The sequence below is a fragment of the Paraburkholderia sp. BL21I4N1 genome (genome assembly GCF_002973525.1).
In the GTDB taxonomy this organism is placed as follows: domain Bacteria; phylum Pseudomonadota; class Gammaproteobacteria; order Burkholderiales; family Burkholderiaceae; genus Paraburkholderia.
The window spans coordinates 106,856-131,235 of the sequence record NZ_PVEN01000012.1 but is presented as its reverse complement, the minus strand read 5'-3'; the positions used below and the strand labels follow the sequence as shown (position 1 = coordinate 131,235).

At 62.8% G+C, this 24,380-nt stretch carries 24 protein-coding genes; 12 read left to right on the top strand and 12 right to left on the bottom strand.

The window, feature by feature from the left end:
- Window positions 1-58 precede the first annotated feature (58 nt).
- The 4 genes from B0G83_RS26370 to B0G83_RS26355 all read left to right on the top strand — a co-directional run bounded on the left by B0G83_RS26370 (window position 59) and on the right by B0G83_RS26355 (window position 2,876).
- Window positions 59-901, top strand: a complete 843-nt coding sequence (locus B0G83_RS26370; protein ID WP_105510321.1) for an ABC transporter substrate-binding protein — start codon at window positions 59-61, stop codon at window positions 899-901.
- 76 nt (window positions 902-977) lie between these two features.
- Window positions 978-1,751, top strand: a complete 774-nt coding sequence (locus tag B0G83_RS26365) for a class II aldolase/adducin family protein (protein WP_374954944.1) — start codon at window positions 978-980, stop codon at window positions 1,749-1,751.
- 268 nt (window positions 1,752-2,019) lie between these two features.
- Window positions 2,020-2,421: a hypothetical protein gene (locus tag B0G83_RS26360; RefSeq protein WP_219849047.1), complete on the top strand. Its 402-nt coding sequence runs from the start codon at window positions 2,020-2,022 to the stop codon at window positions 2,419-2,421.
- Complete coding sequence (locus B0G83_RS26355; RefSeq protein WP_105510320.1) at window positions 2,418-2,876, top strand: hypothetical protein; 459 nt, start codon at window positions 2,418-2,420, stop codon at window positions 2,874-2,876. Before B0G83_RS26360 ends, B0G83_RS26355 begins: the two co-directional genes overlap by 4 nt.
- A gap of 82 nt (window positions 2,877-2,958) precedes the next feature.
- On the opposite strand, the gene B0G83_RS26350 is transcribed toward B0G83_RS26355, so the two are convergent.
- The 8 genes from B0G83_RS26350 to B0G83_RS26315 all read right to left on the bottom strand — a co-directional run bounded on the left by B0G83_RS26350 (window position 2,959) and on the right by B0G83_RS26315 (window position 10,985).
- Entirely contained in the window at window positions 2,959-3,897 is a 939-nt protein-coding gene (locus B0G83_RS26350; protein ID WP_105510319.1) for a c-type cytochrome, read from the bottom strand.
- Window positions 3,894-4,604, bottom strand: coding sequence for a c-type cytochrome (locus B0G83_RS26345; RefSeq protein WP_374954942.1), 711 nt, complete (start codon window positions 4,602-4,604; stop codon window positions 3,894-3,896). The genes B0G83_RS26350 and B0G83_RS26345 overlap by 4 nt, the downstream gene beginning before the upstream one ends.
- Window positions 4,605-4,712: 108 nt before the next feature.
- Window positions 4,713-5,768, bottom strand: coding sequence for an extracellular solute-binding protein (locus B0G83_RS26340; protein WP_181157083.1), 1,056 nt, complete (start codon window positions 5,766-5,768; stop codon window positions 4,713-4,715).
- A 9-nt stretch (window positions 5,769-5,777) separates the two neighbouring features.
- Entirely contained in the window at window positions 5,778-6,569 is a 792-nt protein-coding gene (locus tag B0G83_RS26335; protein WP_105510430.1) for a transcriptional initiation protein Tat, read from the bottom strand.
- A gap of 194 nt (window positions 6,570-6,763) precedes the next feature.
- Window positions 6,764-7,702 carry a GTP-binding protein gene (locus tag B0G83_RS26330; RefSeq protein WP_105510317.1) on the bottom strand — a complete coding sequence of 313 codons (939 nt, stop codon included), beginning with the start codon at window positions 7,700-7,702 and terminating at the stop codon, window positions 6,764-6,766.
- Window positions 7,699-9,357 (bottom strand): amidohydrolase, encoded by a 1,659-nt coding sequence (locus B0G83_RS26325; RefSeq protein WP_105510316.1) that lies wholly within the window; start codon window positions 9,355-9,357, stop codon window positions 7,699-7,701. Before B0G83_RS26325 ends, B0G83_RS26330 begins: the two co-directional genes overlap by 4 nt.
- A gap of 20 nt (window positions 9,358-9,377) precedes the next feature.
- The gene (locus B0G83_RS26320) at window positions 9,378-10,763 is read right to left on the bottom strand and encodes a sodium:solute symporter (RefSeq protein WP_105510315.1); all 1,386 of its coding nucleotides are present in this window, start codon (window positions 10,761-10,763) and stop codon (window positions 9,378-9,380) included.
- A 12-nt stretch (window positions 10,764-10,775) separates the two neighbouring features.
- Entirely contained in the window at window positions 10,776-10,985 is a 210-nt protein-coding gene (locus tag B0G83_RS26315; protein ID WP_105510429.1) for a DUF3311 domain-containing protein, read from the bottom strand.
- Window positions 10,986-11,304: 319 nt separating this feature from the next.
- Between B0G83_RS26315 and B0G83_RS26310 the strand changes: the two genes are divergently transcribed.
- The 8 genes from B0G83_RS26310 (at window position 11,305) to B0G83_RS26275 (ending at window position 19,208) form a co-directional block, all read left to right on the top strand.
- The gene (locus tag B0G83_RS26310; protein WP_105510314.1) at window positions 11,305-11,709 is read left to right on the top strand and encodes a nuclear transport factor 2 family protein; all 405 of its coding nucleotides are present in this window, start codon (window positions 11,305-11,307) and stop codon (window positions 11,707-11,709) included.
- Between the two features lie 18 nt (window positions 11,710-11,727).
- Window positions 11,728-13,143 carry an FAD-binding oxidoreductase gene (locus B0G83_RS26305; RefSeq protein ID WP_105510313.1) on the top strand — a complete coding sequence of 472 codons (1,416 nt, stop codon included), beginning with the start codon at window positions 11,728-11,730 and terminating at the stop codon, window positions 13,141-13,143.
- Window positions 13,144-13,288: 145 nt separating this feature from the next.
- Entirely contained in the window at window positions 13,289-14,266 is a 978-nt protein-coding gene (locus tag B0G83_RS26300) for an AAA family ATPase (RefSeq protein ID WP_105510312.1), read from the top strand.
- Window positions 14,263-15,987 (top strand): cobalt chelatase, encoded by a 1,725-nt coding sequence (locus tag B0G83_RS26295; RefSeq protein WP_105510311.1) that lies wholly within the window; start codon window positions 14,263-14,265, stop codon window positions 15,985-15,987. Before B0G83_RS26300 ends, B0G83_RS26295 begins: the two co-directional genes overlap by 4 nt.
- A 70-nt stretch (window positions 15,988-16,057) precedes the next feature.
- A complete protein-coding gene (locus tag B0G83_RS26290; protein WP_105510310.1) occupies window positions 16,058-16,666 on the top strand; it encodes a TetR/AcrR family transcriptional regulator in 609 nt (202 codons plus the stop codon).
- A 123-nt stretch (window positions 16,667-16,789) separates the two neighbouring features.
- Entirely contained in the window at window positions 16,790-17,608 is an 819-nt protein-coding gene (locus tag B0G83_RS26285) for an oxidoreductase (RefSeq protein ID WP_105510309.1), read from the top strand.
- Window positions 17,609-17,648: 40 nt separating this feature from the next.
- Entirely contained in the window at window positions 17,649-18,650 is a 1,002-nt protein-coding gene (locus B0G83_RS26280; protein WP_105510428.1) for an NADP-dependent oxidoreductase, read from the top strand.
- 144 nt (window positions 18,651-18,794) lie between these two features.
- Entirely contained in the window at window positions 18,795-19,208 is a 414-nt protein-coding gene (locus B0G83_RS26275; protein WP_105510308.1) for a PPC domain-containing DNA-binding protein, read from the top strand.
- Window positions 19,209-19,236: 28 nt separating this feature from the next.
- On the opposite strand, the gene flgM is transcribed toward B0G83_RS26275, so the two are convergent.
- The 4 genes from flgM to xsc all read right to left on the bottom strand — a co-directional run bounded on the left by flgM (window position 19,237) and on the right by xsc (window position 24,307).
- Window positions 19,237-19,548, bottom strand: a complete 312-nt coding sequence (gene flgM / locus B0G83_RS26270) for a flagellar biosynthesis anti-sigma factor FlgM (protein WP_105510307.1) — start codon at window positions 19,546-19,548, stop codon at window positions 19,237-19,239.
- 713 nt (window positions 19,549-20,261) lie between these two features.
- Window positions 20,262-21,149: an SDR family oxidoreductase gene (locus B0G83_RS26265; protein ID WP_105510306.1), complete on the bottom strand. Its 888-nt coding sequence runs from the start codon at window positions 21,147-21,149 to the stop codon at window positions 20,262-20,264.
- Window positions 21,150-21,268: 119 nt separating this feature from the next.
- A complete protein-coding gene (gene pta, locus B0G83_RS26260; RefSeq protein WP_105510305.1) occupies window positions 21,269-22,309 on the bottom strand; it encodes a phosphate acetyltransferase in 1,041 nt (346 codons plus the stop codon).
- Between the two features lie 165 nt (window positions 22,310-22,474).
- The gene (xsc, locus tag B0G83_RS26255; protein WP_181157081.1) at window positions 22,475-24,307 is read right to left on the bottom strand and encodes a sulfoacetaldehyde acetyltransferase; all 1,833 of its coding nucleotides are present in this window, start codon (window positions 24,305-24,307) and stop codon (window positions 22,475-22,477) included.
- Between the last annotated feature and the right edge of the window lie 73 nt (window positions 24,308-24,380).

Genomic DNA, 24,380 nt, shown 5'->3' with positions numbered 1-24,380 from the left:
CGCGACGATACGGCCGGCCGGGGCGCGTTTTTCAATCTTTTCCTACAAGCGAGTTTTTATGAACACATCCCGTGGTTTGCGTGCGCTGCTCACGCTGGTAGTGGGCTTCGTGGCCTGGCACGCACCGTTGTCGCAAGCGCAGAGCGGTGCGTCGGCGTTGGGCAAGAGCACACTCGTCGCAGCGATCGTGCCGAACTATCCGCCGTTCGAATACAAGGATCCCGCCACCGACAAACTGATGGGCTTCGACGTCGATCTCGGCGAAGCGCTCGCCGCGAAACTCGGCGTCAAGCTCGAATGGCAGGAAACCAACTTCGACCAGATGATGAGCGCGCTGACCACGCGCCGCGTCGACGTGATTCTGTCGGGCATGACCGATCTGCCGGCGCGTCGCGGGATGGTCAACTTCCTCGACTACATCACGACCGGTCCGCAGTTCTACACGACGAAGGCGCGCGCGGGCGAGTTCCCGAACATGGAGGCGTTGTGCGGCAAGACAGTGGGCACCAGCCGTCGCACGTCGTTCGTGGACGACACCACGAAGTGGAGCAACGAGCATTGCGTGAAGGCGGGCAAGCCGGCTGTGAAGGTGGTGGGCACGGACGGCTCGTCGGACGCGCGCATGCAACTGCGGCAGAATCGGATCGATGCGGCGGTGCAAGGTGGCGAGACATTGCCTTATCAGAACTCGATCGAGCAGAATGCGTATGCGCCGATCGGTCAGCCGTTCCTGTCGCAGTACACGGCGATCGGCATGGCGAAAGACAATGCGGCGCTCAACGCCGCGCTGACCCAGGCGTTCAACCAGTTGGTGGCCGAGGGCACGTACCAGAAGATTCTCGCGAAGTGGGGCTTGCAGCAGCACGCGGTCGCGAAGGCGCAGATTAACGCCGGCAGCTGAAGCGCCGGCGGTGCGGGAGGCCACGGCATCGAAGCAAGGGAGGCATGAAGTGACGCAAGCGCAGACGCAGGCCCCGATGGAAGCCCGGATGGAAGCCCGGATGGAAGCGCAATCATCCGAATGGGAAGTACGCTGCGAACTTGCGGCGCTCTACCGTTTGATGGCCCATCTGAAGATGACCGATCTGATCGACACGCACATTACCGCGCGTGTGCCGGGCGAGCCCGGTCATTTTCTGATCAACCGCTACGGCGTGTTGTTCAACGAAATGCGCGCGTCGGACCTCGTGAAGATCGACGCCGAAGGCCGCGTGGTGGAACGCGATCCGGATCCGGTCCGGCATCGCGTGAACGTGGCGGGCTTTGTGATTCATTCGGCGGTGCATGCGGCGCGCGAGGACATGCACTGGGTGATCCATGTGCATACCGCCGCGAGCAGCGCGGTGTCGGCGCAGGAAGACGGCTTGTTGCCGATCAGCCAGCACGCGCTGCGTTTTTATCGACGGCTCGCGTATCACGACTACGAAGGTATCGCCCTCGACACGGCCGAGCGTGAACGGCTGGTGGCGGATCTCGGCGCGCACAAGGCCATGATGCTGCGCAATCACGGCGTGCTGGTCGGCGCGCCGAGCGCGGCGGAAGCGTTCAGCCTGATCTATTTCCTCGAACAGGCATGCCGGATTCAGATCGGCGCGATGGCCGGCAACGCGCGTCTGCGTGTGCCGGATGCGGCGGTCTGCGAGAAAACGGCAAAGCAATTCGATGCGGCCGGTGAATATGATTTGATGGACCTCGCCTGGCAGGCTGCCTTGCGCTTGATCGGCGATCAGGCCGCCGCATATCGAAGCTGATAAAACGAGTCGCATAGCGGGCCGCGCATTGCATTGCGCGGCGCCGGGTAAAAAATACAGTTCATTCAAAACCGTTCTGGCCGAATTTACCTGGCCAGAATCGCTCTGATTCGTTTTAAAAATCCCCATTCACATTTCACCCGGCCTCGCTATAATCCGAACGCCTGCATTTTGGGTGTTTTACCTGCGCGAGCGCGATGGGCTTTTTGACGGAACGCCGACATCGCCATAAAAACTGACGCCGTCACACGGTTAATGGACCACGATAATGGCTGCCGCACAAAATATCAAAACCCTTTGTCAGAATCACTGGACGCAATGGAAAGCCGACTGCAGCGGCTTTCTGAAAGCCGTCGCCGCCGACCTCGACGTCACGCTGACAGGCGATGCAAATAGCATCGCCGACCAGATGGGCCGCGCACCGTGGCTTCAACTCGGCGCGGATGCGGATAAAGCGGTTGCGTATGCCGGGCTCGGTTATCTGGTAGTCGCCGGATTGAAGGCAACCCATCATGGCCACGTGGCGATTATCATGCCGGGCCAATCCAAACCTTATCCGCTGGCTTACTGGGGCCGTTATGGCGGCGTCGGCCGGCAGAATACCGCGATTAACTTTTCGTGGAATCATGCGGATCTCGCGAACGTACAGTATTACGCCATCAAGCCATGAAAAAGCATTTCGTCAAGCAGGTCGCGATTATCGTTGCCGCTCTGGTGGTAGCCGCACCGGTTGCGTTCGCGCAGACCTGCCATTACAGCGAAGTCGATCCCGGCAAGGGTAAGGTTAGCGTCGGCGAGTTGTCGATCGATCTCGGGCAAGGGGACGGCACGAATAACCCGACCGCGTGGCTGGGGCCGGTCACCGTCACCCATGCGAACGGCGACGCGTGTTCGGTGGATCCGAACGTGAGCATCGTGGAACGTCCGCTGTACTCGAACGGCAAGCAGCTGCTCGTCTCCGGGTATTCCGGCAGCGAACAGAACGTCTATGCGATCGACGCGGCGACTTGCAAGGTGCTGTGGAAGAGCGAGTCGTTTTCGGGGCACGTGAAGCTGACGGGCAAGCGCTTGCAGTTGGGTAAGCACGGGGTGAAGCTGGGGGAGGATTGCACGCCGGTTCGGTGAGCGCCGGGTCGCGAGGCAAAAAACTGCTTTCTCCCGCGCCCCGTCTGTCAGGGAACCTCGAACAATACGGCCGCGCAACCCCTCACGGCGCCCCCAAAACGCGCCCATTCACTTTCTGCCCGTACATCGACAGCGGCGTGTCGTGGAATTTCGCGCGCGTCGCTGCCACCGAACCCACGAAGCGCGGATCCTGCGGCCGCTCATGACTATCCATGAACGTCGCCACGTCCCACGCTTGCTGATCCGTCAGCGTCCCACCGAGTCCCAACGGCATATTCGCCTTGATGAAACCGGCGGCGTTCTGAATGTCGCCCATGCCTGCGCCCCAGTTGAACGAGTGCGCGCCCCACAGCGGCGGGAAGACCGTCGCGCCGCCGCTGGATTGCCCCTGGCCGTCCGCGCCGTGACACAGCGCGCAGTGCTGCGCGTAGATCGCGCCGCCTCGCGCGTAGTCCGCTTTCTGCGCGGGCGCGGGCAGTTTCGGATAGCCTTGCCCCGCCAGCCGGGTGCCGACGGGCGCGCCTTTCGCGAGCCAGTACGCGTAGCTTTCGAGCGCCAACAGCACGGGGTCGCCGAGCGGCGGCGCCTTGCCGTTCATGCTGTACTGAAAGCAGCCCTGCATGCGTTCGGCGAACGAGTTCACACGATTATTCTTGGCGCGGTACGCCGGATAGAGCGGATACGCGCCCCACAGCGGACTCGAATCCGCCTTGCGTCCCGCATCCAGATGGCAGCTCGCGCAATTGAGCGTATTGCCGACATACTTGCCGGCGAACTGCGTCGTGTGGGTGAAAATCTGTTCGCCGAGTTTGACGGACTGGCCGAAGCCGTCCGTTGGCAGGCTGGCTTCGGCGGGTGGGGTGAACGGTTTTTTCGCGGGTGAAGCGGCCGCGCTAACCGACGAAGCGGATGCAGACACCGACGCAACAGCCGGCGCACTTGCGTCAGCAAACGCCGCATTCAACACCGCACTCGACGCACCCACCAGCGCCAACCGAATCAGGCTGTTCCGATCGATCATGGCTTGCTCCCATTTGCCGACTTGCCTGCGCCGATCGCACCCATGCCGGCATAGTAGTCGGCCACCGCCGTGATATCCGCGTCGGACAGTTTGCTTGCGACCACGGGCATCAACGCCATCGGTCCGGGTGGACGCTTGCCGTCCTTCCAGTTATGCAATTGATTCGCGATATAAGCAGCCGGCTGCCCGGCCAACGGCGGAAAAGTCGGCGCCACGCCGATGCCGCCCGGTCCATGGCATTGCACGCACGCGGGCAGCGCCTGGTCCCAGCGTCCACGCGTGGCGATCCACGGGCCGACATCGGTCGGCGTGACGGCACCGCTCTCCGACGCCTTGACGCCGACAGGCGAGGGCAACCCGGCGAAGTAACTCGCCACCGCCGAACGCTCGCTCGCGGTCAACAGCTTCGCCATGGGTTGCATGATCGGGTTCGGGCGCGTGCCTTCGGCGAAGTCCGTCAACTGGGTCGACAGGTAAGCGGCGCTGAGACCGGCGAGTCGTGGAAAACCGGCTGCCGCGTTGCCTTCGCCTTTCGCGCCGTGGCAGCCGATACACGCGGCGACACCTTGCGCAGTGCCATGAGCGGCAATCGTCTGCCCGGCACTCGCCTCGTTCGCCCCGGCCGCGGACATGACCGCGAACGTCGATGCCACGCTCACGGCCAGCGTCACGCAGGCGCGCCGTAAATTGATGAGGGAATCGTCCACATCGTCTCCTACGATTTGTCGTTTTATATTCTTCTGCAGGCTTGCGCCGCGGCTAGCTGATAAGCGGCCAACGTTCGCCTGGGGGGACGCCGTGCCCGCGAAAGCGCTTCATTCCGCGCTTGAAGGATTCGCGGCACTCGACTTCGCAGCCGCTTCATCATACTTCCCGAAACCATAGCGCCGGAAGATCTCGAACGCCTCGGGCGAGCGCAGAAAAGCCAGCCACTGACGCGCCGCCCGCGGATGCGCCGCACCCTGCACCACGGCGCCGGCGTAGATGGCGGTCGTGTTCTCGGCGGGCGGAATGTCCACATGCTCCAGCGGATGCCCGATCTGCTCCTGGAACAGCGCTTCCGACTTCCACACCACGCCGGCATCCGCGCGACCCTGCATCAGAAACAGCGCGGTTTCCCGATGATGAATATGCGTCAGCTCAGTCGTCCCCGCTCGCACCTTGTCGCCGTAGACGGCCGTCGCGAGCGCCTCGCCACCGGCCTTGACCAGCGACGCATTGATCTGCCGCGTCACGCCTTCGAACTCCGGGTTCGGCATCGCGAGACGCAACCCGGGTTTGCCCAGATCGTTGAGCGAACTTACGTGCTGCGGGTTGCCTTGCCGAACCATGATCGTCAATTGATTCGTCACGTACGGCACGGCGGGGCCGCCAAGCGTGCCGTCCGCGATCAGCGCGTTGACCTTGGCGAGCCCGGCGAAGTAGGCGTCGGGCTTGACGGTCCACGTCATGTTGCCGACGGTGATCGTGCCACCGGCCTTGATCTGCTTGACCAGCAGGCCGGGCGGAATCGTTTCCCAGTAGATGCGGCCGCGAAACTCGGGGTGATCCTGCTCGAAACGGGCGACCAGCGGCGCCATCGCGAAGAAGTAGTTGCCGCCGACGAACAGCACCAGCTTCGGCGCCGTGAGGTCGCCGTGAAAATCGGCCAGCACGTCGACCTGTGGGACCGTGAATTCCATGCCTCGATTGACGGCGTCGTTGTTCGCACCGTGCTGCCAGGGCGGGAAGAGGTCCGGATTCGAAGCCGGATTCGGGTTCGGGTTCGGGTTCAATGCGGCGGTCTCTGACAACGCGCAAGTTGCCGCGCAACACAACGAGACCGCAAGCGTCATTCGCACGAATCGTCTGAGTGTAGGAGTCAATGGCATGAACTTTCCCTACGCGATGTAGTGAAACCCAGCCTGCTGAAGTTCGACCAGCGTAGCCACCGCGCCCGGCGTGACGACCGCGCCCGGAATGACGTGGTTGGTCAGATCGGCCGCGAGCGCGTCGAGCGGCAGTTTGTCCGGATTCACGTTGGCGGCGTTCAGCCGGTCGGCCAGCTCCCAGATCGCGTTGTGGCACGAGAGGAACACGACACCGCGTTGCTGCAGCGCGGGAATGCAGTTCTCATGCGAGGAAAACGCGCCGTCCGGGCTCTGATGATCCATCGTGCCGCTGGCGCTCGCTGCCTTGTTGTCGAGCAACGAATTGGATGCGAACTTGCCGCCGCTCATCTTCGCGAGATCGTACTTGTCCCACGCGAGCTGATCGAACAGCGCCAGATGCGCGGACCCGTGCGTGGCCGATACGGCCAGAAAGTCCGGATGCCTGAACGACCAGATCTGCGCGTTCAACGAGTTGCGCATCAGGTTGAGCCAGGGGCCGGCAATGTCGGTGTTGTCCCACGCCTGTTTCGGACCGGCGCGATAGCCGATCACCTCGGTTAGCGCCGCGTGATCCCACTGGTCCGGATGGTCGAGAATCATCGGCACGGTTTTGAAGTCGCGGCGCCGGGGGGCGGCGGCGAGGCGCCGGGTCAGCTCGGTGAGATTGCCGGCGCCGTCTGGCAGCAGCGACGCGGCGCCGGCCGCAAGCGCCTGCGATTGGCCGCCGGCGCTCACGATTGCCGTACCGGCAGCGACGGCGAAAGTTTTCAGGGCATTGCGGCGGGTAGTATTGTTAGTCATGGTCATGTCTCCAACCTGTTGTCCGAGCCGTTCGCCATGGCTGTGGCGGGTCGAGGTCAAGCCTCGCGCCCGGCAAGCTGCGGCGTCGTTGTCGCGTGCTCAGTCTAGAGACATCCGTGCCATAACAACAATCATAAAATCGGATGTGAAGTATTGGCGCGTCCGATCGTTCGTTCGCTTTTTCCCGGCCGCTGTCAGATTTCCGCCGCGCTGAGCGCCGCTCGCGCGCGCGACTCGTCGTCCCGATCGAACATGCCGATCAACACGATCAGCGACTCCACCGCCGTTCGATTGGGCGATGCGGTGATCAGCACGCGACGGCCGACCACATGCAATTCATGCAACTCACCGTCGCTGTCCAGGCGCACGAAGCCCTTGGCGCGCAGCAGCTTCGCCGAGAAACTTTGCAGCGCTTCCTTGAGCTTGCTGCGGCTCAGGCGCGCGTCGGTGATGAAAGAAAAACTGCTGAGCGCCGCGAGCGTGGGGGTGGGTGAGAGCGCGGCGGCCGACAGCGGCGATCTATCGTGACGCCGTTCAGGCAGCCCCTGGCGGTCGACGATCAAACCGAGCGGCACCACGCCATGAACCGCCTCAAGCATGACGCGGCTATGCGCGAACGCTTCGACACGCGCGATCACCGTCGCGCGCTCCGTTGCGTCGAGTAGATCCATCTTGTTCAGCACGAGGGCGGTTGCGCCTTCAATCTGCCGCTGCGCGATGTCGCCGACGTAAGGATCGGCAAGCGTCGCCTCGATGCGCTCGGCGTCCACCAGCACGACTACGCCGTCGAGCCGGAACGCCCGACCCAGCAACCCGATCTGCGCGATGCGAAGCGGGTCCGACACGCCGCTCGCCTCGATGATCAGCAGGTCCGGCGGGTCGTCACGCGAACTGATGGCGAGCAGCGCATCGACCAGCCGTCCACCGATCGAACAGCAGACGCAGCCGTTCTCCAGGTTGATGACGTCGTCGGTGCGTTCCCGGATCAGCGCGGCGTCGATATTGATCGAACCGAAGTCGTTGACGAGCACCGTGATGCGGCGCGTGCCGGCGTTCGCCAGCACGTGGTTGAGCAGGGTGGTCTTGCCGGCGCCCAGATAGCCGCCGATCACGACGAGCGGAATCGCGCTCATCCCGCCGGCGCCTGGAAGATACGGCCGCCGAGCACCGTGCCCCACACTTCGAGGTCTTTGAGTCGTTCCAGCGCGACCTCGGCGGGATCTTCCGCGAGTACCGCGAAGTCGGCGAATTTGCCGACTTCGATACTGCCGACGAGGTGATCCATCTTCAGCGTATAGGCGGCCCCCAACGTGATCGCGCGCAACGCATCCGCGACCGGCACGCATTCGCTCGCGCCGAGAATGCGGCCCGACGACGTCTCGCGCCGCGCCGCGCACCATGCGGTGAACAACGGATTGAGCGGCGTGATCGGCGCGTCGGAATGAAACGCGAACGGAATGCCCAGACGTCGCGCGGATTCCGCGGCATTCATGCGGTTCGCGCGGTCGGCGCCCATGGTCTGCGTGTAGTGCGCGTCGCCCCAGTAGTAAAGATGATTCGAGAAGAAGTTGATGCACAGACCGAGACTCGCCGCGCGCGCAAGCTGACTCGCATCCGCCATCTGGCAATGTTGCAGCGTATGCCGATGATCGCGCCGCGGATGGCGCGTCAGAAGCTGCTCGAACGCGTCCAGCACGAGTTCGGTCGCTTCGTTGCCATTGGTGTGGACATGCAGTTGCAGGCCGGCTTCATGGAACGGCGTGAACACCTCGACGAACTGGCTCGGCGGAATCAGCCATAAACCGTTGGGCTTGCCGTTGAGATAGCCAGGCCATTTCAGCCGCGCGGTGAAGCCCTGAATCGATCCGTCGACGATGAATTTGACCGGCCCGAAATGCAGTTTCGGCGTGGCGGTCCTGATGGCGTCGAGCACCCGTTGCGCGCCGCCTTCGGGGCTGCGTTGCGGCGCGAACGCCGGCACGATCCGCACCGGAAAATCCGCCGCCCCGGTGACGTCGCGCAGATTGCGATTGCCGCGCTCGGAGAAGTCGTTGACCAGGTCGGTGGCCGTCGTCACACCCGCGAGTTGCGCGACGCGGCCGAAATTCCAGATCGCCTCGACGCTTTCGCTCGCGGCGATCGACAAGCCGCCGCCGATCACCCGATACACGGGGAACATGGCCGCGAACTCCTGCAATTCGCCGGTGGGTTGGCCGGTGCTGTCCTTGTCGATACCGTCGATATCGGTTTCCTCGTCGATACCCGCGCGTTGCAGCATCGGCGAATTGACGTTCATCAGATGCACGCTTGCATGCAGGATCACGATAGGGCGCTCGGCCGATACCGTGTCGAGCTCGCGCACCGTCAGACGCTGCGTGCCGAAGAAGATCGGATCGAAGCCCCACGCAAGCAGCGGGGCGTCGGCGGACGGCATCCCGGCTTGCGCTTCGCGCAGACGTTCGATCACCGCGTCCAGCGTTTTCAATCCGGGCCAGCGCCGGCCGTCGGGGCCACGGCGGTCGTAGTAGCCGACGTAGACGGCATCCCACATCGCGCCTTCCATCAGATGACAATGGCCTTCGACAAAGCCGGGCATCAGCACCTTGTCCCTGAAGGTGTCGACGATCTCGACATCGCCCCATTGCGCCACGTCGTCCGCATCGCCGACCGACAGAATCCTGCCCTCGCGAATCGCGACGTGGGTGGCGTGGGGTTGCATCGGATTCATCGTCACGATCGTCTTCGCGACGAACACTTGGGTCGGGCTTCGGCTATCGGCTTGTGTCATGGACAGGAAAAGTGGTTCGGTCAGGGCAACGCATGTGCACGGCTCGCTTTCGCGGTGAGGTTCACCGCCGTCAGCACCAGCAGGTTCACGCCGAGACACAACAGTCCCAGGTTGAAGCCGCCGAGGTCGACTTGCAGCATGTAGAGAATGACCGCCAGCACCTGTCCGGTCAACATGCCGGAGGCAATCGCAGCGGGCCGCACGCGCAGGCCGAACAGAATGACCATCACGCCCGGAAAGAACTGCGTGACGCCGTAGTAGGTGGTGTTGATCAGCGTCAGCATCAGATTCGGCGTGAGCAGCGTCATCACGATCGACACCAGCAGATACAGCACGATCACCACTTTCGCGCCTTTCTTCTGACGCGATTCGGGCAGGCCGGGCAGCAGATTACGCGTGACGATCGGGCCGATCGCGAGACAGATGCCGGCCAGCACCAGCAGCCCCGACAACGACGCGCCCGCGGCGACGAGCCCCAGCAGCCAGCCTGGGAGCAGACGGATCGCGGCGGCAAAGAACGCTTCGTTCGGCGACGCCAGTTGCAGGTTCTGGCTGATCGCATAGTAAGAGGCGACCACGAGGAACGGGTACATCAGCATGTAGAGCGGCATCGCGACCTGCGTGCGGCGGATCGTGTTCGCGCTCTTCGCGGTGAAGAAGTTCTGCACCGCGAACGGCATCACGTAGAAGCCGAGCGACTGGAACAGCATGGTGCTCATCGAGAAGGTGAGCTGATGCGAGTTCATCCGGTTGCTCACGTGCAAGCTGGCCGCATGGAAAACCTCCGTCACGCCGGTTTGCATCGCGACCGCGACGCCGGTCACCACGATCGCGGCGACCATCAGAATGTCTTTCAGCACGGCGATGTAGGCCGAGGCGCGCACGCCGGCGATCGCGATATAGGTGAATGCGAGCAACGCGGCGAACAGGATCAGATACAGCGGTTTGAAGTGCCAGCCGAGACCGTTCAACGCGGCGACGAGTCCGGTGAATTGCAATTCGCCCCACGGCAGCAGGAACACGATCGCGGACGCGGCCACGAGCAACTCCAGCGGGCGGCTCTGGAAATGACCCTTGAACAGATCGGGCAGCGTGATCGCGTTATAACGCTTGCCGGCCTGCCAGATTTTCGGGCCGATGAAATAGCCCACCGGATACGCCAGCAGAATGTAGCCGAGGAACCAGACGCCGTACGTCGGTCCTTTTGCATAGATGCCGCCGGGAAAACCGACCATGGTGCCGATGCTGTAGATCTCGCCGGCGGCCAGGAAGAACACCAGGTAGGCGCCGAACTGCCGCGACGCCACGAAGAAGTCATGCATGCTTTGCGGGCCGCGTCCCTGATTTGAGCGGATCGCGAGATACAGCGAGAAAGCGATGAAACCGAGGAATACGGCGGTAGCCATCCGGACACTCCTTTAGCGGTTTTGCGGGTGGGACTCGTCGTGACGGCTGTCGAACACGCGCCAGCAGATCATCAGGCAGCCGGAAGTGAGCATGAACCACGCGAAGATCCACGCGTAGATGAACGGCACGCCGAACACGAAGCGGTCGACGGTTGCCACCCATGGCAGCAGGCCGATCACGCCCAGATACGGAATGCCGAGTCCGATAAACAGTTTGAGCACCTTGGTTCCTCGCAGCGTGAAGTCATGAATGATTAAGCGAGCCTGACCACCAGTGTTGCCGAACAAAAAAACAGAACCATAGAGCCAGTTGGCGGGACTCGTTGAGTCCAATTCAGTGTACGCCGCATAGTGACGAAGCCCCAGCGTTCGTCGCGCGGCAAACGGGAGCGCAAGCCGCGCCGTAGCGTGCTGCACCAGGCGAAAGCCCGGCACTGGACCTACCCGTCAGACAAACCCCCTGCCTACAATTTCCGCACGGATCGCCGGGTCGGTGGCGGCAATCCACGCGTGTCCAAAAATCATCCAGGAGGAGAGCTTCATGGCTCAAACACAAACCGCACAACCGCAAGTCACGGCCGAGACATTGGCCGCGTTTTCCGACGCCTTCAATCGTCACGACGCGCAAGCGTTAATGACCTTCATGACCGAAGACTGCGTGTTCGACGCGGCCGGCGGCCCGGAAGTCTTCGGCACGCGTTTCGTCGGCAAGGAAGCGACACGCGCGGCGTTCGAAGGGGTCTTCAAGACGTTCCCCGACGCGCACTGGGGGCAAGGACGCCACACCGTGAACGGTGAGCGCGGCGTGTCCGAATGGGTGTTCACGGGCACCCATGCGGAAGGCTGGCGCATCGAGGCGGAAGGCTGCGATCTGTTCGAGTTCCGCGACGGACTGATCGCGGTCAAGCGCGCCTTCCGCAAGGAACGTCCGAAGCAGAACGTTTGATGCTCACAGGAGCCGCAGATGGAGCACAGTGAAATCGAACGCGTCGCGCAGCGCCTGTCGACGGAGCGCGAGGACGATACCCGCTACGATCCCACCTACGACCCGCTGGTGTCCCCCGGACCGGGCTGGGGCAAGCAATACGCGCCGACCTATTGGGTCGCCACCGCCGGCACGCCGCCCGCCGACGACGGTCCGATCACCGCCGACGTGGACGTGGACGTGGCGATTATCGGCGGCGGTTATACGGGGCTCGCCACGGCGCTGTGTCTCGCGCGCGAGCACGGCATCAAGGCGGTGGTGCTCGAAGCCAACAAGACCAGTTGGGGCTGCAGCAGCCGCAACGGCGGGCAAGGGCAGAACGCGTCGGGACGGCTGTCGCGTTCGCAATGGATCGAGCGCTGGGGCAAAGACGTCGCGCTGAAAATGCACGACGAGATTCAGGAAGGCTTCGACAACTTCAAGTCGCTGATCGCCGAGATCGATTGCGATCCGCAACCCGGTGGCCACTTTCTGATCGCGCACCGGCCGCGCATCATGCAGAAGCTCGCCGCCGAGGCCAAGGTCTGGAAGGACGTGTTCGGCTATCCGTCGGTGCTGATCGACCGGCAGACGTTTCAGCGCGAGTACGTCAACGACGCGGAAGCGGCCGGCGCGCTGCACGAGCCCGAGGGGATCGGCATTCACGCGCTGAAGCTCGCGTTCGGTTATCTGCGGCTCGCGCGCGAAGCGGGGGCGAAGGTGCATCCGGCGAGTCCGGTGCTGGGCTGGGAGACCCTCAACGGGATTCATCATTTGCGCACGCCAGGCGGCACGGTTCGCGCGCGCGCCGTGGGCATCGCGACCGGCGCTTATACCGCGCAAACGCTGCATGACTCGCTGCGCAGCCGCATCATGCCGATCCTGTCGAATTCGATGGTCACGCGCCCGCTCACCGCGCAGGAAATCGCCGCGTGCAATTTCCGCACGACCCAGGTGCTCACCGATACGCGCACGCTGCGCTTCTACTATCGCTTTCTGCCGGATAACCGCTTGCAGATCGGCAGCCGTTCCGCAATCACCGGCGCCGACGCGCCGAATCCGCGCCATTACGATTTGCTGGTCGAGGGTATGGTCCGCAAGTTTCCCGCGCTGCGTGGCGTCGCGATCGACTATTCGTGGTGGGGCTGGGTGGACGTCAGTCACGACATGATGCCGCGCGTGTTTCAGCCGGATCCGCGCGAGACCGTCTATTACGCGCTGGGCTACGGCGGTAACGGCGTGTCGTATTCGCAGCAGGCCGGGCGGCGGCTGGCCGAACGTATTGCGGGAAAAAGCGTGAAGGAGACGCTGCCGATTTTCGCGTCGCCCTTGCCGGGACATCCGTTTGCGCCGTTCAGGCGGATCGGGCAGCGGGCGCTGTACCAGATGTACTTTCGCCGCGACGAGAAACCATAAAACCTAAAGCGACATAAAAATATAAAAAACGGAATGATTTGTATCGGAAAAACAAACTGCGTATGATGAACCGACGAGGCCGCGCCACGTTTCCCCGTGTGCGCGGCCATTGTCGTGAGGCAGGCGACGCAAGGAGGAGAACGCAGTGACCGATATTTCGACAGCCCGGCCCGACCGCATGGTTTCGGTGCGCACCGTGTTCGGCATCGATTCAGGCTTGATGGTGCCGGCCTTCAGCGAACGCGACGACCACGTGCCGGAAATCGACGAGGTGTACCGCTTCAATCCCGAAGTGACGCTGGCGATTCTCGCCGGCTTCATGCGCGAGCGTCGGGTGATGGTGCAGGGCCTGCACGGCACCGGCAAATCCACCCATATCGAACAGGTCGCCGCGCGGTTGAACTGGCCGTGCGTGCGCGTGAATCTCGACGGCCATATCAGCCGCCTCGATCTGGTCGGCAAGGACACGATCGTCGTGCGCGACGATCTGCAGGTGACCGAGTTTCAGGAGGGCATCGTGCCGTGGGCGTTGCAGCGTCCCATGGCGCTGATCTTCGACGAATACGACGCGGGCCGGCCGGACGTGATGTTCGTGATCCAGCGCATTCTGGAGCGCGACGGCAAATTCACGCTGCTCGACCAGAATCGCGTGATACATCCGCATCCTTTTTTCCGGCTGTTTGCCACGACGAATACGGTCGGGCTCGGCAATCTGAACGGCTTGTATCACGGCACGCAGTTGCTGAATCACGCGCAGATGGATCGCTGGAATGTTGTGGCCACACTCAATTACCTGCCGCGCGGGGAAGAGGCGAGTATCGTGCAGGCGCGCGTGCCGGAGCTGGCCGACGAGGTAGGCAGAAGGTTGATCGACTCGATGATCAGCGTCGCCGATCTGACGCGTAAGGGTTTCGCCACCGGTGATCTTTCAACGCTGATGTCGCCGCGCACGGTGATCGACTGGGCGGAAAACTGCCAGATTTTTCGCGACCCGGCGCTGGCGTTTCGCCTCACGTTCGTTAATAAATGCGACGAGGCTGAGCGGGCGATCGTCGCCGAGTATTTTCAGCGCTGCTTCGATCGCGAACTGGATAGTGAGGTCCATTCCACGGAGGCGCGATGAGCGCCGCCGAGCGGCAGGCGGCACGCCGCGCGGAGCAGCGTCAGAATCTGTGCGCGGCGGCCGCGCGTGCTTTTACCGGCGACGCGCAATTGCATTACCGCGCCGGTCGCCTGTGCCGCGGGCTGCGTCCGCTGCCGTTGCACGCGCCGCATCTGCGCACCGATCCGCGAGTGGACGATCTGGCCTCGCTGCGCGGCGCGGCCGACGGCGCGGCATTGCGGCTCACGCATTCCGATGCAACGTTGCACGCGAGTCTGTGTCCTACGGAGCCGGTCGAGCGCCTGCTGTTTGAACTGTTCGAGCAACTGCGTTGCGAAGCGCTGGCGCCGGCCGCGATGCCGGGGCTTGCGCACAATCTTCGACATCGCTTCGAAACGTGGTCACGCGCTTTCTGTCGCGCGGGATTGGCGGATGGGCACCTCGGCATTCTGCTTTATACGGTTGCGCAGATTGTCTGGTCGCGTCTGTCGGGCTGGCCGGTGTTGGAGGAAAGCGAAGGCCTGATCGAAGCGACACGCGCCGCGATTACGCCGACGTTGGGCGTGCCGCTCGCGGCATTGCGGCGGCATCGTACGGAGCAGGGCATGTTCGCGGTGCATGCGCTCGAACTGGCGCGTCTCGTCGGCGTCATGATGCGCGAAGCGCGCGGGGAGTCCACGGAAGAGGACGCAGACGGGCCTGAAGACGATGAAGCCGTGCGCGTGATGTTCGCGCTGTGGTTCGATTCCGACGCGGGCGAGCATGTCGACATGGGACTGGCGGGCACCGGCGACAGCCGCGTGCTGAGAGAAGCCGACCAACGCTATCAGGCCTACACCACGCGCTACGACCGCGAACTGGTGCCCGCCACACGGATCCGTAGCGAATTGCTGGCGCAATACCGCGACCAGCTCGACCAGCGCATCGCCGCGCAACGCATCAACGTGCCCCGGCTCGCGTATGCGCTGAAAGCGGCGCTTGCGGTGCCGCGTCGCGACGGCTGGTCGTTCGGTGAGGAACAGGGGCGCGTGGACGGTCGCCGGCTCGCGCAACTGGTGAGTTCGCCGGGTGAGCGGCGGCTGTTTCTGCTCGATCGTTATCGGCCGGTGGCCGATTGCGTGGTGAGTTTTCTGATCGACTGTTCGGGGTCGATGCGGGCGCATATCGAAGCGGTCGCGGTGCTCGTCGATGTGATGACGCGGGCGCTCGATCAGGCTGGGATCGCGACCGAAGTCCTCGGTTTCAGTACTGGCGCGTGGAATGGCGGGCGAGCGAGGCTGGACTGGTTGGCTGGTGGCCGGCCACGGCATCCGGGCCGGTTGAACGAAATCGCCCATCTTGTGTTCAAGGACGCCGTGACAAGTTGGCGGCGTGCTCGCACGAACCTCGCTGCGCTGTTCAAGGCCGATCTGTTTCGTGAAGGCGTGGATGGGGAAGCGGTCGATTGGGCGTGCACGCGTTTGCGTGCACGTGCGGAGCCTCGGCGGATTCTGATCGTTGTTTCGGATGGGAGTCCGATGGATAGCGCGACTGCGCAGGTCAACGACGCGTATTACCTCGACAATCATCTCAAGCAGGTGGTCGCGCGCAATGAAGCGGCGCGCGACGTCGACGTGTTGGGGCTTGGCGTGGGGCTCGATCTCAGCCCGTATTACCGGCGCTGTCTTGCGGTGGATCTGTCGGTGGCGCCGGATATGGCGTTGTTTGGGGAATTGGTGAGCTGGATTGGCGGGCGGCGGTAGGAGGCTTCGGGCTGGAGGCCTTGATCCGCAACGAGATGGCGCCGTTCAGCAAATTGTGCGCAAGTAGTATATGATGACCATCATGCAAAAGTCATCGATCAATCGGAAAACCGCCAGCCGCAAGGAAATCACGCACGAGCGCATCGTCGAGGTTGCCGCGCGCGCGATTCGGCGCAGTGGATACGATGGGACAGGCGTGGCCGACATCATGAAGGAGGCCGGCCTGACTCACGGTGGCTTCTACGCCCATTTTCCATCGCGCGAGGCGCTGCTTGCCGAAGCTGCCGATCGGGCCGGCTCCGAGGCCGTGGCCCTGTCGGAGCAAATCGCGGCATCGGTGCCGCCGGGGGACGCATTGCCGTCAATGGTGCGCGCTTATCTGTCGAAGGAGCATCGGGACGCCATGGAGACGGGCTGCCCGATCTCCGCTCTTGGCTCGGAGATGCCGCGCCAGGCGCCGGTCGTGCGGCGCGCGGCCACCCGCCGCATCAAGGAGATGATCGATGTCGTCGCGCGGCAACTGCCCGATTGGGGGCAAGCGGGTTCGCATGAACAGGCACTGATGATTGTTGCCACCATGGTCGGCACCATGGTGTTGGCACGCGCCGTCGACGACCCCAAACTGTCGGACGGTTTTCTCGAGGCCGCATTGAAGGAATACGCACCCGCCGTGGAGTAAATCCACGCAACGGGGTGCGGTTTTGCTCCGCCTAAAAATATGATGATCGTCATATTAACAGATGAAGCAAAACGCTCGACTGGCCATGCAAAGGTATCGCTCACCATCTAAGGGAAGGACATTATGAAAAGCGGAATAGCGCTCGTTACGGGCGCCTCGTCGGGCATCGGCGAAGCCACGGCAAACCGCCTTGCGAAGGCCGGATACAAGGTCTATGGCACAAGCCGACGCGGCGCACAAGCCGGCCAGCGGACATTCGAGATGCTGCCTCTTGACGTCACCAGCGAAGAATCAGTCGAAGCTGCCGTCAAGGAAGTACTGCGGCTGGATGGGCGCATCGACCTCCTGGTGAACAACGCTGGCTTCGGCGTTGCTCCTGCCGCCGCGGAAGAGAGTTCGCTTGACCAGGCCCGGGCGATTTTCGATACGAACTTCTTCGGGATTATCCGTATGACACGCGCCGTGTTGCCCCACATGCGGCGACAAGGTGGCGGCCGCATCATCAACATCGGCTCCGTGCTGGGTTTCTTACCCATGCCCTATATGGCGCTCTATTCCGCCACCAAGCATGCGGTTGCAGGCTATTCAGAGTCGCTCGACCATGAATTGCGCACCATGGGTATCCGGGTATCGGTCATTGAACCCGCCTACATCAAGACGCCTTTCGACGCGAACTTCATGGCGCCCGACGCCCCGCTCGACGAGTATCGCGAGGTGCGTTCGGCCATGGATAAGCGGGTCAAGGAGGTCGTCGAGGGTGCTGACGGTCCCGAGGTGGTGGCCGAGGCCGTGCTGCAGGCCATTCTCGCGACTCGCCCGAAACTCCGTTATACAGCCGGCGGACTCGCCGGCCGTCTGCGATTGCTGCGCAGATTTGCGCCCGCAGCCGTGGTAGACGCGGGCATTCGCAAAGACCTGCGGCTCACAACCTGGACTGATTGACTCAACGCAACGTGAAACTGGCAAGGAACAAGAAACCATGATGAAGGCATTCGTCGTCGATCGATATGGACGCAAGAATGGCTTACGGGCTGGCGATATGTCAGTTCCAGAGCTACGCGAGGATGACGTATTGATCCAGATTCACGCCGCTGGCGTGAATCCGCTCGATTCAAAGATCATGAATGGAGAGTTCAAGCTCATCTTGCCCTATCGTTTGCCGTTGATTTTGGGCAATGATTTGGCCGGCGTCGTTGTCCGCGTCGGATCGCGCGTGCGGCGATTCAAGCCGGGCGATGAAGTCTATGCGCGACCGCACAAAGATCGGATCGGCACCTTCGCGGAATTCATCGCGGTCAAGGACGACGGCATCGCCCTCAAACCCAAAACACTCAGCATGGAAGAAGCGGCTTCAATCCCGCTGGTGGGCTTGACCGCCTGGCAAGCGCTAGTCGAAAAAGGGCAACTGAGGAAAGGACAAAAAGTACTGATACATGCCGGCTCCGGCGGCGTTGGCACTTTTGCCATTCAACTCGCCAGGCATCTGGGCGCGATCGTCGCGACGACAGCGAGCGAGGCGAATGCCGGATTAATGAAGCAACTTGGCGCGGATATCGTCATCGATTACAAGAAAGACGATTTTGCCGCCGTACTGAAAGACTACGACCTGGTGCTGGATACGCAGGGCGGAAATACGCTCGAAAAATCGCTGGGCGTGCTCAAGGCGGGTGGAAAGCTCATTGGGATCGCCGGTCCTCCCGACCCTGAATTTGCCAGGCAGATGAAGGCCTCCTGGTTCCTGAAAACGGCGATGCACTTTTTGAGCAATCGCATCCGGAAGGCGGCGAGACGCCATGACGTCAGCTATTCATTCCTTTTTATGCGTGCCGATGGAAACCAGCTAGGTGAGATTGCCAAGCTCATCGAGGCAGGTGCAATAAGGCCCGTGATCGATCGGGTTTTTCCGTTCGAATCGACCCGAGAGGCGCTGGCTTACGTCGAAACGGGACGTGCAAAGGGTAAGGTCGTCATCAAGATCCGATAGAAGCAGGGCGCTCGGTTCGTCTCCTCGCAGAGGCAACGGCGATCGTCCGACGTGAGTTTCTTGCGACGTGGAACCCTAGGGCACGCTTGCCGATGCCCTTGTTCCGACTTAACCTGTCCCGCAACATCAAACCTGCGAGCGAACATGCAAGCCTATCCGTTGCGCCTTTCCCCCGGCGATGACTTGCGTGCCGCCGTCGAAGACGTGCTGCGTCAGCGCGAGTCACACGCAGCCTTCGTGATTCAGGGGATTGGCAGTCTCAGCGTGGCTCAATTGCGATTCGCCGGGGCCGAGGCCCCGACCGAACTGCGCGGCGACCTCGAAATATTGACGCTGGCGGGCTCGATCTCGCCCGATGGCGCACATCTGCACGTGTCCGTTGCCGACGCGCGCGGTCAGGTATTGGGCGGCCATGTGGCGCACGGATGCAAGGTCCGCACGACTGCCGAGCTGTTGTTGGCGCTACTCCCGGAACATCGCTTCTCGCGAGAGTTCGATTCGGTTACTGGATTCCTGGAGCTGATGATCGACAGCGAACCGCAAGGTAAGCCGGTTTGAGCCGCGCGTGCCCTTGCTCAGTCTCCGCTCAGGACGCGGTCGTCTGCAGCAAATCACGCGCATGGCTCAGCATGCCGTCGGCGATCTTCCCCGAATCGATCTTGTAGCTGCCGTCACGCAGGGCGGCCTTGATCGACTCGACCTTGGCCGTGTCGATATCCGAATCCCCGGGCGTGTGCACCGCGGCCATGGACGAAAGACTGACAGTCGAATGCAGCGCGTCGCCAGCGCCAGCCTGTTGCACGGACTCGACGGCGCCCTCTGCATCGTTATTGCTGGTCGTGTTTCGTGCGCCGCTCTGTGGAGCCGCGAGCGGATAATTGCCGGATTCAATCTTCATGGTATATGTCCCTCACCTGTTGAATCCTTTAACGGTCCGGCGTTTGAAATCTTCACCCCGCCACCTGAGGCGCAACGGTATCCGTTCTCCGTTTCAAGCTGCCAGGCCTTGCTGGGCGGGGCCTCCAGCCGCGTGAGGCAAATTGAAACAAAGTGTGAGCAACCCCACATAAGGGCCATGGGCCGCCGGTCCTTGTCGAGCCGCGCCAAAGTAAGGGCGCGATTACACTTGAGAGCAAGCCCGTGCACCCCATTTACCTCCAGTGAAACGTATCCGCCGTCCTTTACCGCCCCAATGGCCCTTTCCGCCGAGTCGCGATGTCGCGGGTCGCTCCTTCGGCGATCTCGTCGCGCTTGAATATCGCGGCGCGGACTCGTGGCTCTGGCGATGCCGGTGCGGCGGGCAGGTGACTGCCGTGCTAAAGAGCGTGGAAAGCGGTGCAGTGCGGGATTGCGGTTGCCGTGAGCAGCGCCGTGTGTGGCGCTCGCGGCCGGGATCCCCCGCGCTGAAAAGCGGCGAGGTTTTCGGTCAGTTGACCACGCAGCGATACGCTGGCGACGGATTGTGGACTTGCCTGTGCGAGTGCGGCGCCGAAACGACAGTGAGCGCCGGGCGTTTGCGAACGGGCAGGGTGCGTTCGTGCGGCACTTGCCTTGCGGCTTCGACGGACCGGGCGGCCTAGCCGCCCCATCGCCTTCATCACTCAACCACCGCTACATATAACGCGCTTCGTCGAGATCGGCGATCAATGTCGGACCCGTTGGCTTCCAGCCCAGTCGCGCCTGCGTCAGCTCACTCGACGCCGGCATATCCAGACCGACGAACATCCCCATCCATCCGAAGTGTGCCGCCGCTTCTTCCTGCGAGATCGAAACGACCGGCAGGTTCAGACCGCGCCCGAGCGATTCGGCAATGTCGCGGCTGCTGACACCCATTTCTCCGACCGCATGATAACGAGCCCCTGGCTTGCGCTTTTCGATCGCGAGCCGATACAGGCGCACGACATCGGAAAGATGCCCAGCAGGCCAGCGATTGCGTCCTTCCCCCACATAGGCCACCACGCCTTTCTCCCGCGCAATGGCGATCAGCGGCGAAATCAGTCCCTGCCTGAAGGGATTGTGAACTTGCGGCAGCCGCATGACCGATACATTGATACCGGCTTCCAGCAGCGCATTGCCGGCCAGTTCCGAGGCAATCCGCGGATTGGCATGGTGGGGATTGAAGACATCTTCGCTCGCCGGTTCGCCGTGCTCGCCGCTGCCCATTCCCGTTCCTGACGTGATGAGGAGGGGACGATCCGAGCCCGCGAGCGCGGACCCGAGCGCGGCGATGGCGCGCTGATCCTTTTCGCAATTCGCGACGAAGTTCGAGAAGTCGTGATCGAAGGCCGCGTGGATGACGGCATCCGCTTTCGCGGCGCCCTCGCGCAAACTCGGGGTGTCCTCCAGAGTGCCGCGATGGACTTCGGCGCCCGCATCGGCAAGCGCCTGCGCGCCCGCATCCGAACGTGTCATGCCGATCACCTGGTGGCCGGCTGCGATGAGCTCGGGAACGAGGGCCGAGCCGATAAAACCGGTCGCGCCCGTCAGAAAAATACGCATAGTGAACTCTCCGTGTTGGTTACCCGTTCACTATCCGGTCATTTCCCCTTCGGTAGAAGTCGTGAGCTCATCATGGTAAACCGACTAACAGGATGCCCACGTCGCCCGATCCGGCTCGATCACCCGGCGGGCGTCTGCGTAGTAGCCGCCGCGACAGGCGCAAGCGCCGCTTGCGCCTGCACCGCCGTCACGGCGATCACATAGTAAATATCGTCCGCGCTGCATCCGCGCGACAGATCGTTAGCCGGCTTCCGCAAGCCCTGCAACAGCGGCCCGATCGCCTTCGCCCCGCCAATCCGTTCCGCCAGCTTATAGCCGATGTTGCCCGCTTCGAGACTCGGAAACACCAGCACGTTCGCATGCCCCTCGACCTGCGAATGCTTGACCTTGCGCAGCGCGATTTCGGAGACGATCGCGGCGTCGAGTTGCACGTCGCCGTCGATCATGAGATGCGGCCGACGCTCCTGCACCCGGTGCGTGGCGTTGATCACCTTATCGACCGCCGCATGATGCGCGCTGCCGCTGGTCGAAAACGACAGCATCGCCACGCGCGGTTCATCCATCAGCAGGCTGCGTCCGCTGTCGGCGGCGGCGATTGCGATCTCGGCGAGCTGGTCGGCGTCGGGTTCGACAACGAGTGCGCAGTCGGAAAAAATCAGCCCGCCTTTCAGCGTGTGGAACGGCTCGCACAGCATCATCAGGAAAAAACTCGACACCAGTTTGAACGATGGCGCAATGCCGATCACCTGGATCGCGGTGCGCACCACGTCAGCGGTGGTGTTGACCGCGCCGGACACGGAACCGTCGGCATCCCCCAGACGCACCATCAGGTTCGCGAAGCACAGCGGCTTAAGGATTTCCTGTTGTGCCTGTTCCAGCGTCATGCCTTTCTTGCCGCGCAGCGCGAACAGTTCGGCGGCGTAGGAAGGGGCGTGTGCCGAACCGGCGGGGTCGACCAGCTCCATCCCGGACAGATCGATATCGAAGCGCGCAGCCACCTCGCGAATGCGCGCGAGATCGCCCACCAGCACGATACGCGCGACGCCTTCGCGGCTCGCGCGCTGCGCGGCCTGCAGCACGCGCGGATCGTCGGCTTCGCTCAGCACGATGCGCATGGGCGAGGCGCGCGCCTGGTCGATGATGCGGAGAATGGCTTTCATGACAATGCCCGATGACGGAGGCCGCAAGACGCGCAGCGAAGAGGCCCGGTCGGGGAGCACTGCAAGCGGCATTCGACCCGGCGACCCACAAGCAAGGCGGGCTCCGACCGCCTCAATCTACAAGACGAAAACCGGAGCCCGCCGACACTCAGATGCCTGCTGCGCTCAAACGTAGTCCTTGTACTTATCGAGCATGCGCACGGGCTTGGACAGCGCATCGCGGCGGAACGGGTCGCCCAGTTCGCGAGTACACATGATCTCGATGATCGTGGTTTTGCCGTGATTCATCTGCAGATCGATCGCGCGCTTCAACGCGGGGCCCACGTCTTCGAGGCGATCCACCACGATTCCCTCGGCGCCCATCGCCTTCGCGATCTCCGCGAAGCTCTGGTTGTCCAGTTCACCGGCCACGAAGCGGCGGTTGTAGAAGTCCACCTGGTTCTTCTTCTCCGCACCCCATTGACGGTTATGAAACACCACCGCTGTCACCGGAATGTTGTGGCGTACACAGGTCATGGTTTCCATCATGCTCATGCCCCACGCACCGTCGCCGGCATAGGAAATCGCCGGGCGGTGCGGCGCGGCGACTTTGGCGCCGATGATGGTCGGGAACGCGTAGCCGCAATTGCCCCAGCTCATCGCCGCGAAGAAGCTGCGCGGTTTGTTGAAGCGCAGGTAGCTGTTCGACACCGAGTTGATGTTGCCGATGTCGGTCGAGACCATCACGTCTTCCGGCATGGCCTTTTCCAGTTCGCGCAGCACCTGGCGCGGATGCAAATAGGTGCCGCCACCCGGCGTGCGTTCCTGTTTCTGTTCCTCGATCATGTCGAGGCTGTACGGATCGCGTTCGTGGGTCCACTCATCGAGCTCTTTTTCCCACGCCGCTTTTTCCGAGGCGATCTGATCGCCGCGTTCGCTGCGGGTGGCGTCGCAGGCAATCTCGCGATCGGCCAGACGCTGCGTCAGCGCGACGGCGGCCGCCTTCGCATCGCCGCAGATGCCGACCGAGATCTTCTTCACGAGGCCCAACATCTTGTGATCGGCGTCGATCTGGATGATCTTCGCGTTGGCCGGCCAGTAGTCCATGCCGTGTTGCGGCAGTGTGCCGAACGGCCCGAGCCGCGAGCCGAGCGCGATCACGACGTCGGCGCGCGACAGCAGCTTCATTGCCGCCTTGGAACCCTGATAGCCGAGCGGACCGCACCACAGCGGATGATTCGCCGGGAACGAGTCGTTGTGCAGATAGCTGTTGACCACCGGCGCGCCGAGCCGCTCGGCGAGCGCCTTGCATTCTTCGACGGCGTCGGCCATCACCACACCGCCGCCGGAAATGATGACGGGGAATTTGGCCTGCGCGAGCAGCTCGGCGGCTTCGTCGAGGCGTTGATCGCCGCCGGCGCCACGGTCGAGCCGCTGCGGCTGTGGAATCTCCACCTTCACCTGGCCGTAGAAATAATCGCGCGGAATGTTGAGCTGGGTCGGGCCCATTTCCGCCATGGCGCGGTCGAAGCAGCGGCCGGTGAATTCCGCCATCCGCGCAGGGTGGGTAACGTGGCCCTGGTATTTGGTGAACTCCTGGAACATCGGCAACTGTTTGGCTTCCTGGAAGCCGCCGAGACCAATGCCCATGGTGCCTGCTTCCGGCGTCACGATCACGACCGGGCTATGCGCCCAGTAGGCCGCCGCGATCGCCGTGACGCAGTTGCTGATGCCCGGACCATTCTGGCCGATCACCACGCCGTGACGGCCCGACACGCGCGAATAACCGTCGGCCATATGGCCGGCGCCTTGCTCGTGAACCACGGGAATCAGACGGATGCCGGCGGGCGCGAAGATGTCCATCGCGTCCATGAACGCCGAGCCCATGATGCCGAACATGTCGGTGACACCATTGGCCGCCAGCGTTTCGACGAAGGCTTCGGACGGCGTCATGGCTTGCGGGCCGCTTGCGCGGTGGTCGGCGCTGGCGTCACGCGGGGAAGGATTCTGCTCGCTCATGGGGGTGTCTCCGGCTCTTTAAGATAAGTGGAACAAAAAATACCGAAAAATGCTTGGTGTCTAGAATGTAGGG

Coding starts and splice junctions, on each gene's coding strand:
- B0G83_RS26370 (WP_105510321.1), top strand. CDS start 59: ATGAACACATCCCGTGGTTTGCGTGCGCTGCTCACGCTGGTAGTGGGC.
- B0G83_RS26365 (WP_374954944.1), top strand. CDS start 978: ATGGAAGCCCGGATGGAAGCCCGGATGGAAGCGCAATCATCCGAATGG.
- B0G83_RS26360 (WP_219849047.1), top strand. CDS start 2,020: ATGGCTGCCGCACAAAATATCAAAACCCTTTGTCAGAATCACTGGACG.
- B0G83_RS26355 (WP_105510320.1), top strand. CDS start 2,418: ATGAAAAAGCATTTCGTCAAGCAGGTCGCGATTATCGTTGCCGCTCTG.
- B0G83_RS26350 (WP_105510319.1), bottom strand. CDS start 3,897: ATGATCGATCGGAACAGCCTGATTCGGTTGGCGCTGGTGGGTGCGTCG.
- B0G83_RS26340 (WP_181157083.1), bottom strand. CDS start 5,768: ATGCCATTGACTCCTACACTCAGACGATTCGTGCGAATGACGCTTGCG.
- B0G83_RS26335 (WP_105510430.1), bottom strand. CDS start 6,569: ATGACTAACAATACTACCCGCCGCAATGCCCTGAAAACTTTCGCCGTC.
- B0G83_RS26330 (WP_105510317.1), bottom strand. CDS start 7,702: ATGAGCGCGATTCCGCTCGTCGTGATCGGCGGCTATCTGGGCGCCGGC.
- B0G83_RS26325 (WP_105510316.1), bottom strand. CDS start 9,357: ATGACACAAGCCGATAGCCGAAGCCCGACCCAAGTGTTCGTCGCGAAG.
- B0G83_RS26320 (WP_105510315.1), bottom strand. CDS start 10,763: ATGGCTACCGCCGTATTCCTCGGTTTCATCGCTTTCTCGCTGTATCTC.
- B0G83_RS26310 (WP_105510314.1), top strand. CDS start 11,305: ATGGCTCAAACACAAACCGCACAACCGCAAGTCACGGCCGAGACATTG.
- B0G83_RS26305 (WP_105510313.1), top strand. CDS start 11,728: ATGGAGCACAGTGAAATCGAACGCGTCGCGCAGCGCCTGTCGACGGAG.
- B0G83_RS26295 (WP_105510311.1), top strand. CDS start 14,263: ATGAGCGCCGCCGAGCGGCAGGCGGCACGCCGCGCGGAGCAGCGTCAG.
- B0G83_RS26290 (WP_105510310.1), top strand. CDS start 16,058: ATGATGACCATCATGCAAAAGTCATCGATCAATCGGAAAACCGCCAGC.
- B0G83_RS26285 (WP_105510309.1), top strand. CDS start 16,790: ATGAAAAGCGGAATAGCGCTCGTTACGGGCGCCTCGTCGGGCATCGGC.
- B0G83_RS26280 (WP_105510428.1), top strand. CDS start 17,649: ATGAAGGCATTCGTCGTCGATCGATATGGACGCAAGAATGGCTTACGG.
- B0G83_RS26275 (WP_105510308.1), top strand. CDS start 18,795: ATGCAAGCCTATCCGTTGCGCCTTTCCCCCGGCGATGACTTGCGTGCC.
- flgM (WP_105510307.1), bottom strand. CDS start 19,548: ATGAAGATTGAATCCGGCAATTATCCGCTCGCGGCTCCACAGAGCGGC.
- B0G83_RS26265 (WP_105510306.1), bottom strand. CDS start 21,149: ATGCGTATTTTTCTGACGGGCGCGACCGGTTTTATCGGCTCGGCCCTC.
- pta (WP_105510305.1), bottom strand. CDS start 22,309: ATGAAAGCCATTCTCCGCATCATCGACCAGGCGCGCGCCTCGCCCATG.
- xsc (WP_181157081.1), bottom strand. CDS start 24,307: ATGAGCGAGCAGAATCCTTCCCCGCGTGACGCCAGCGCCGACCACCGC.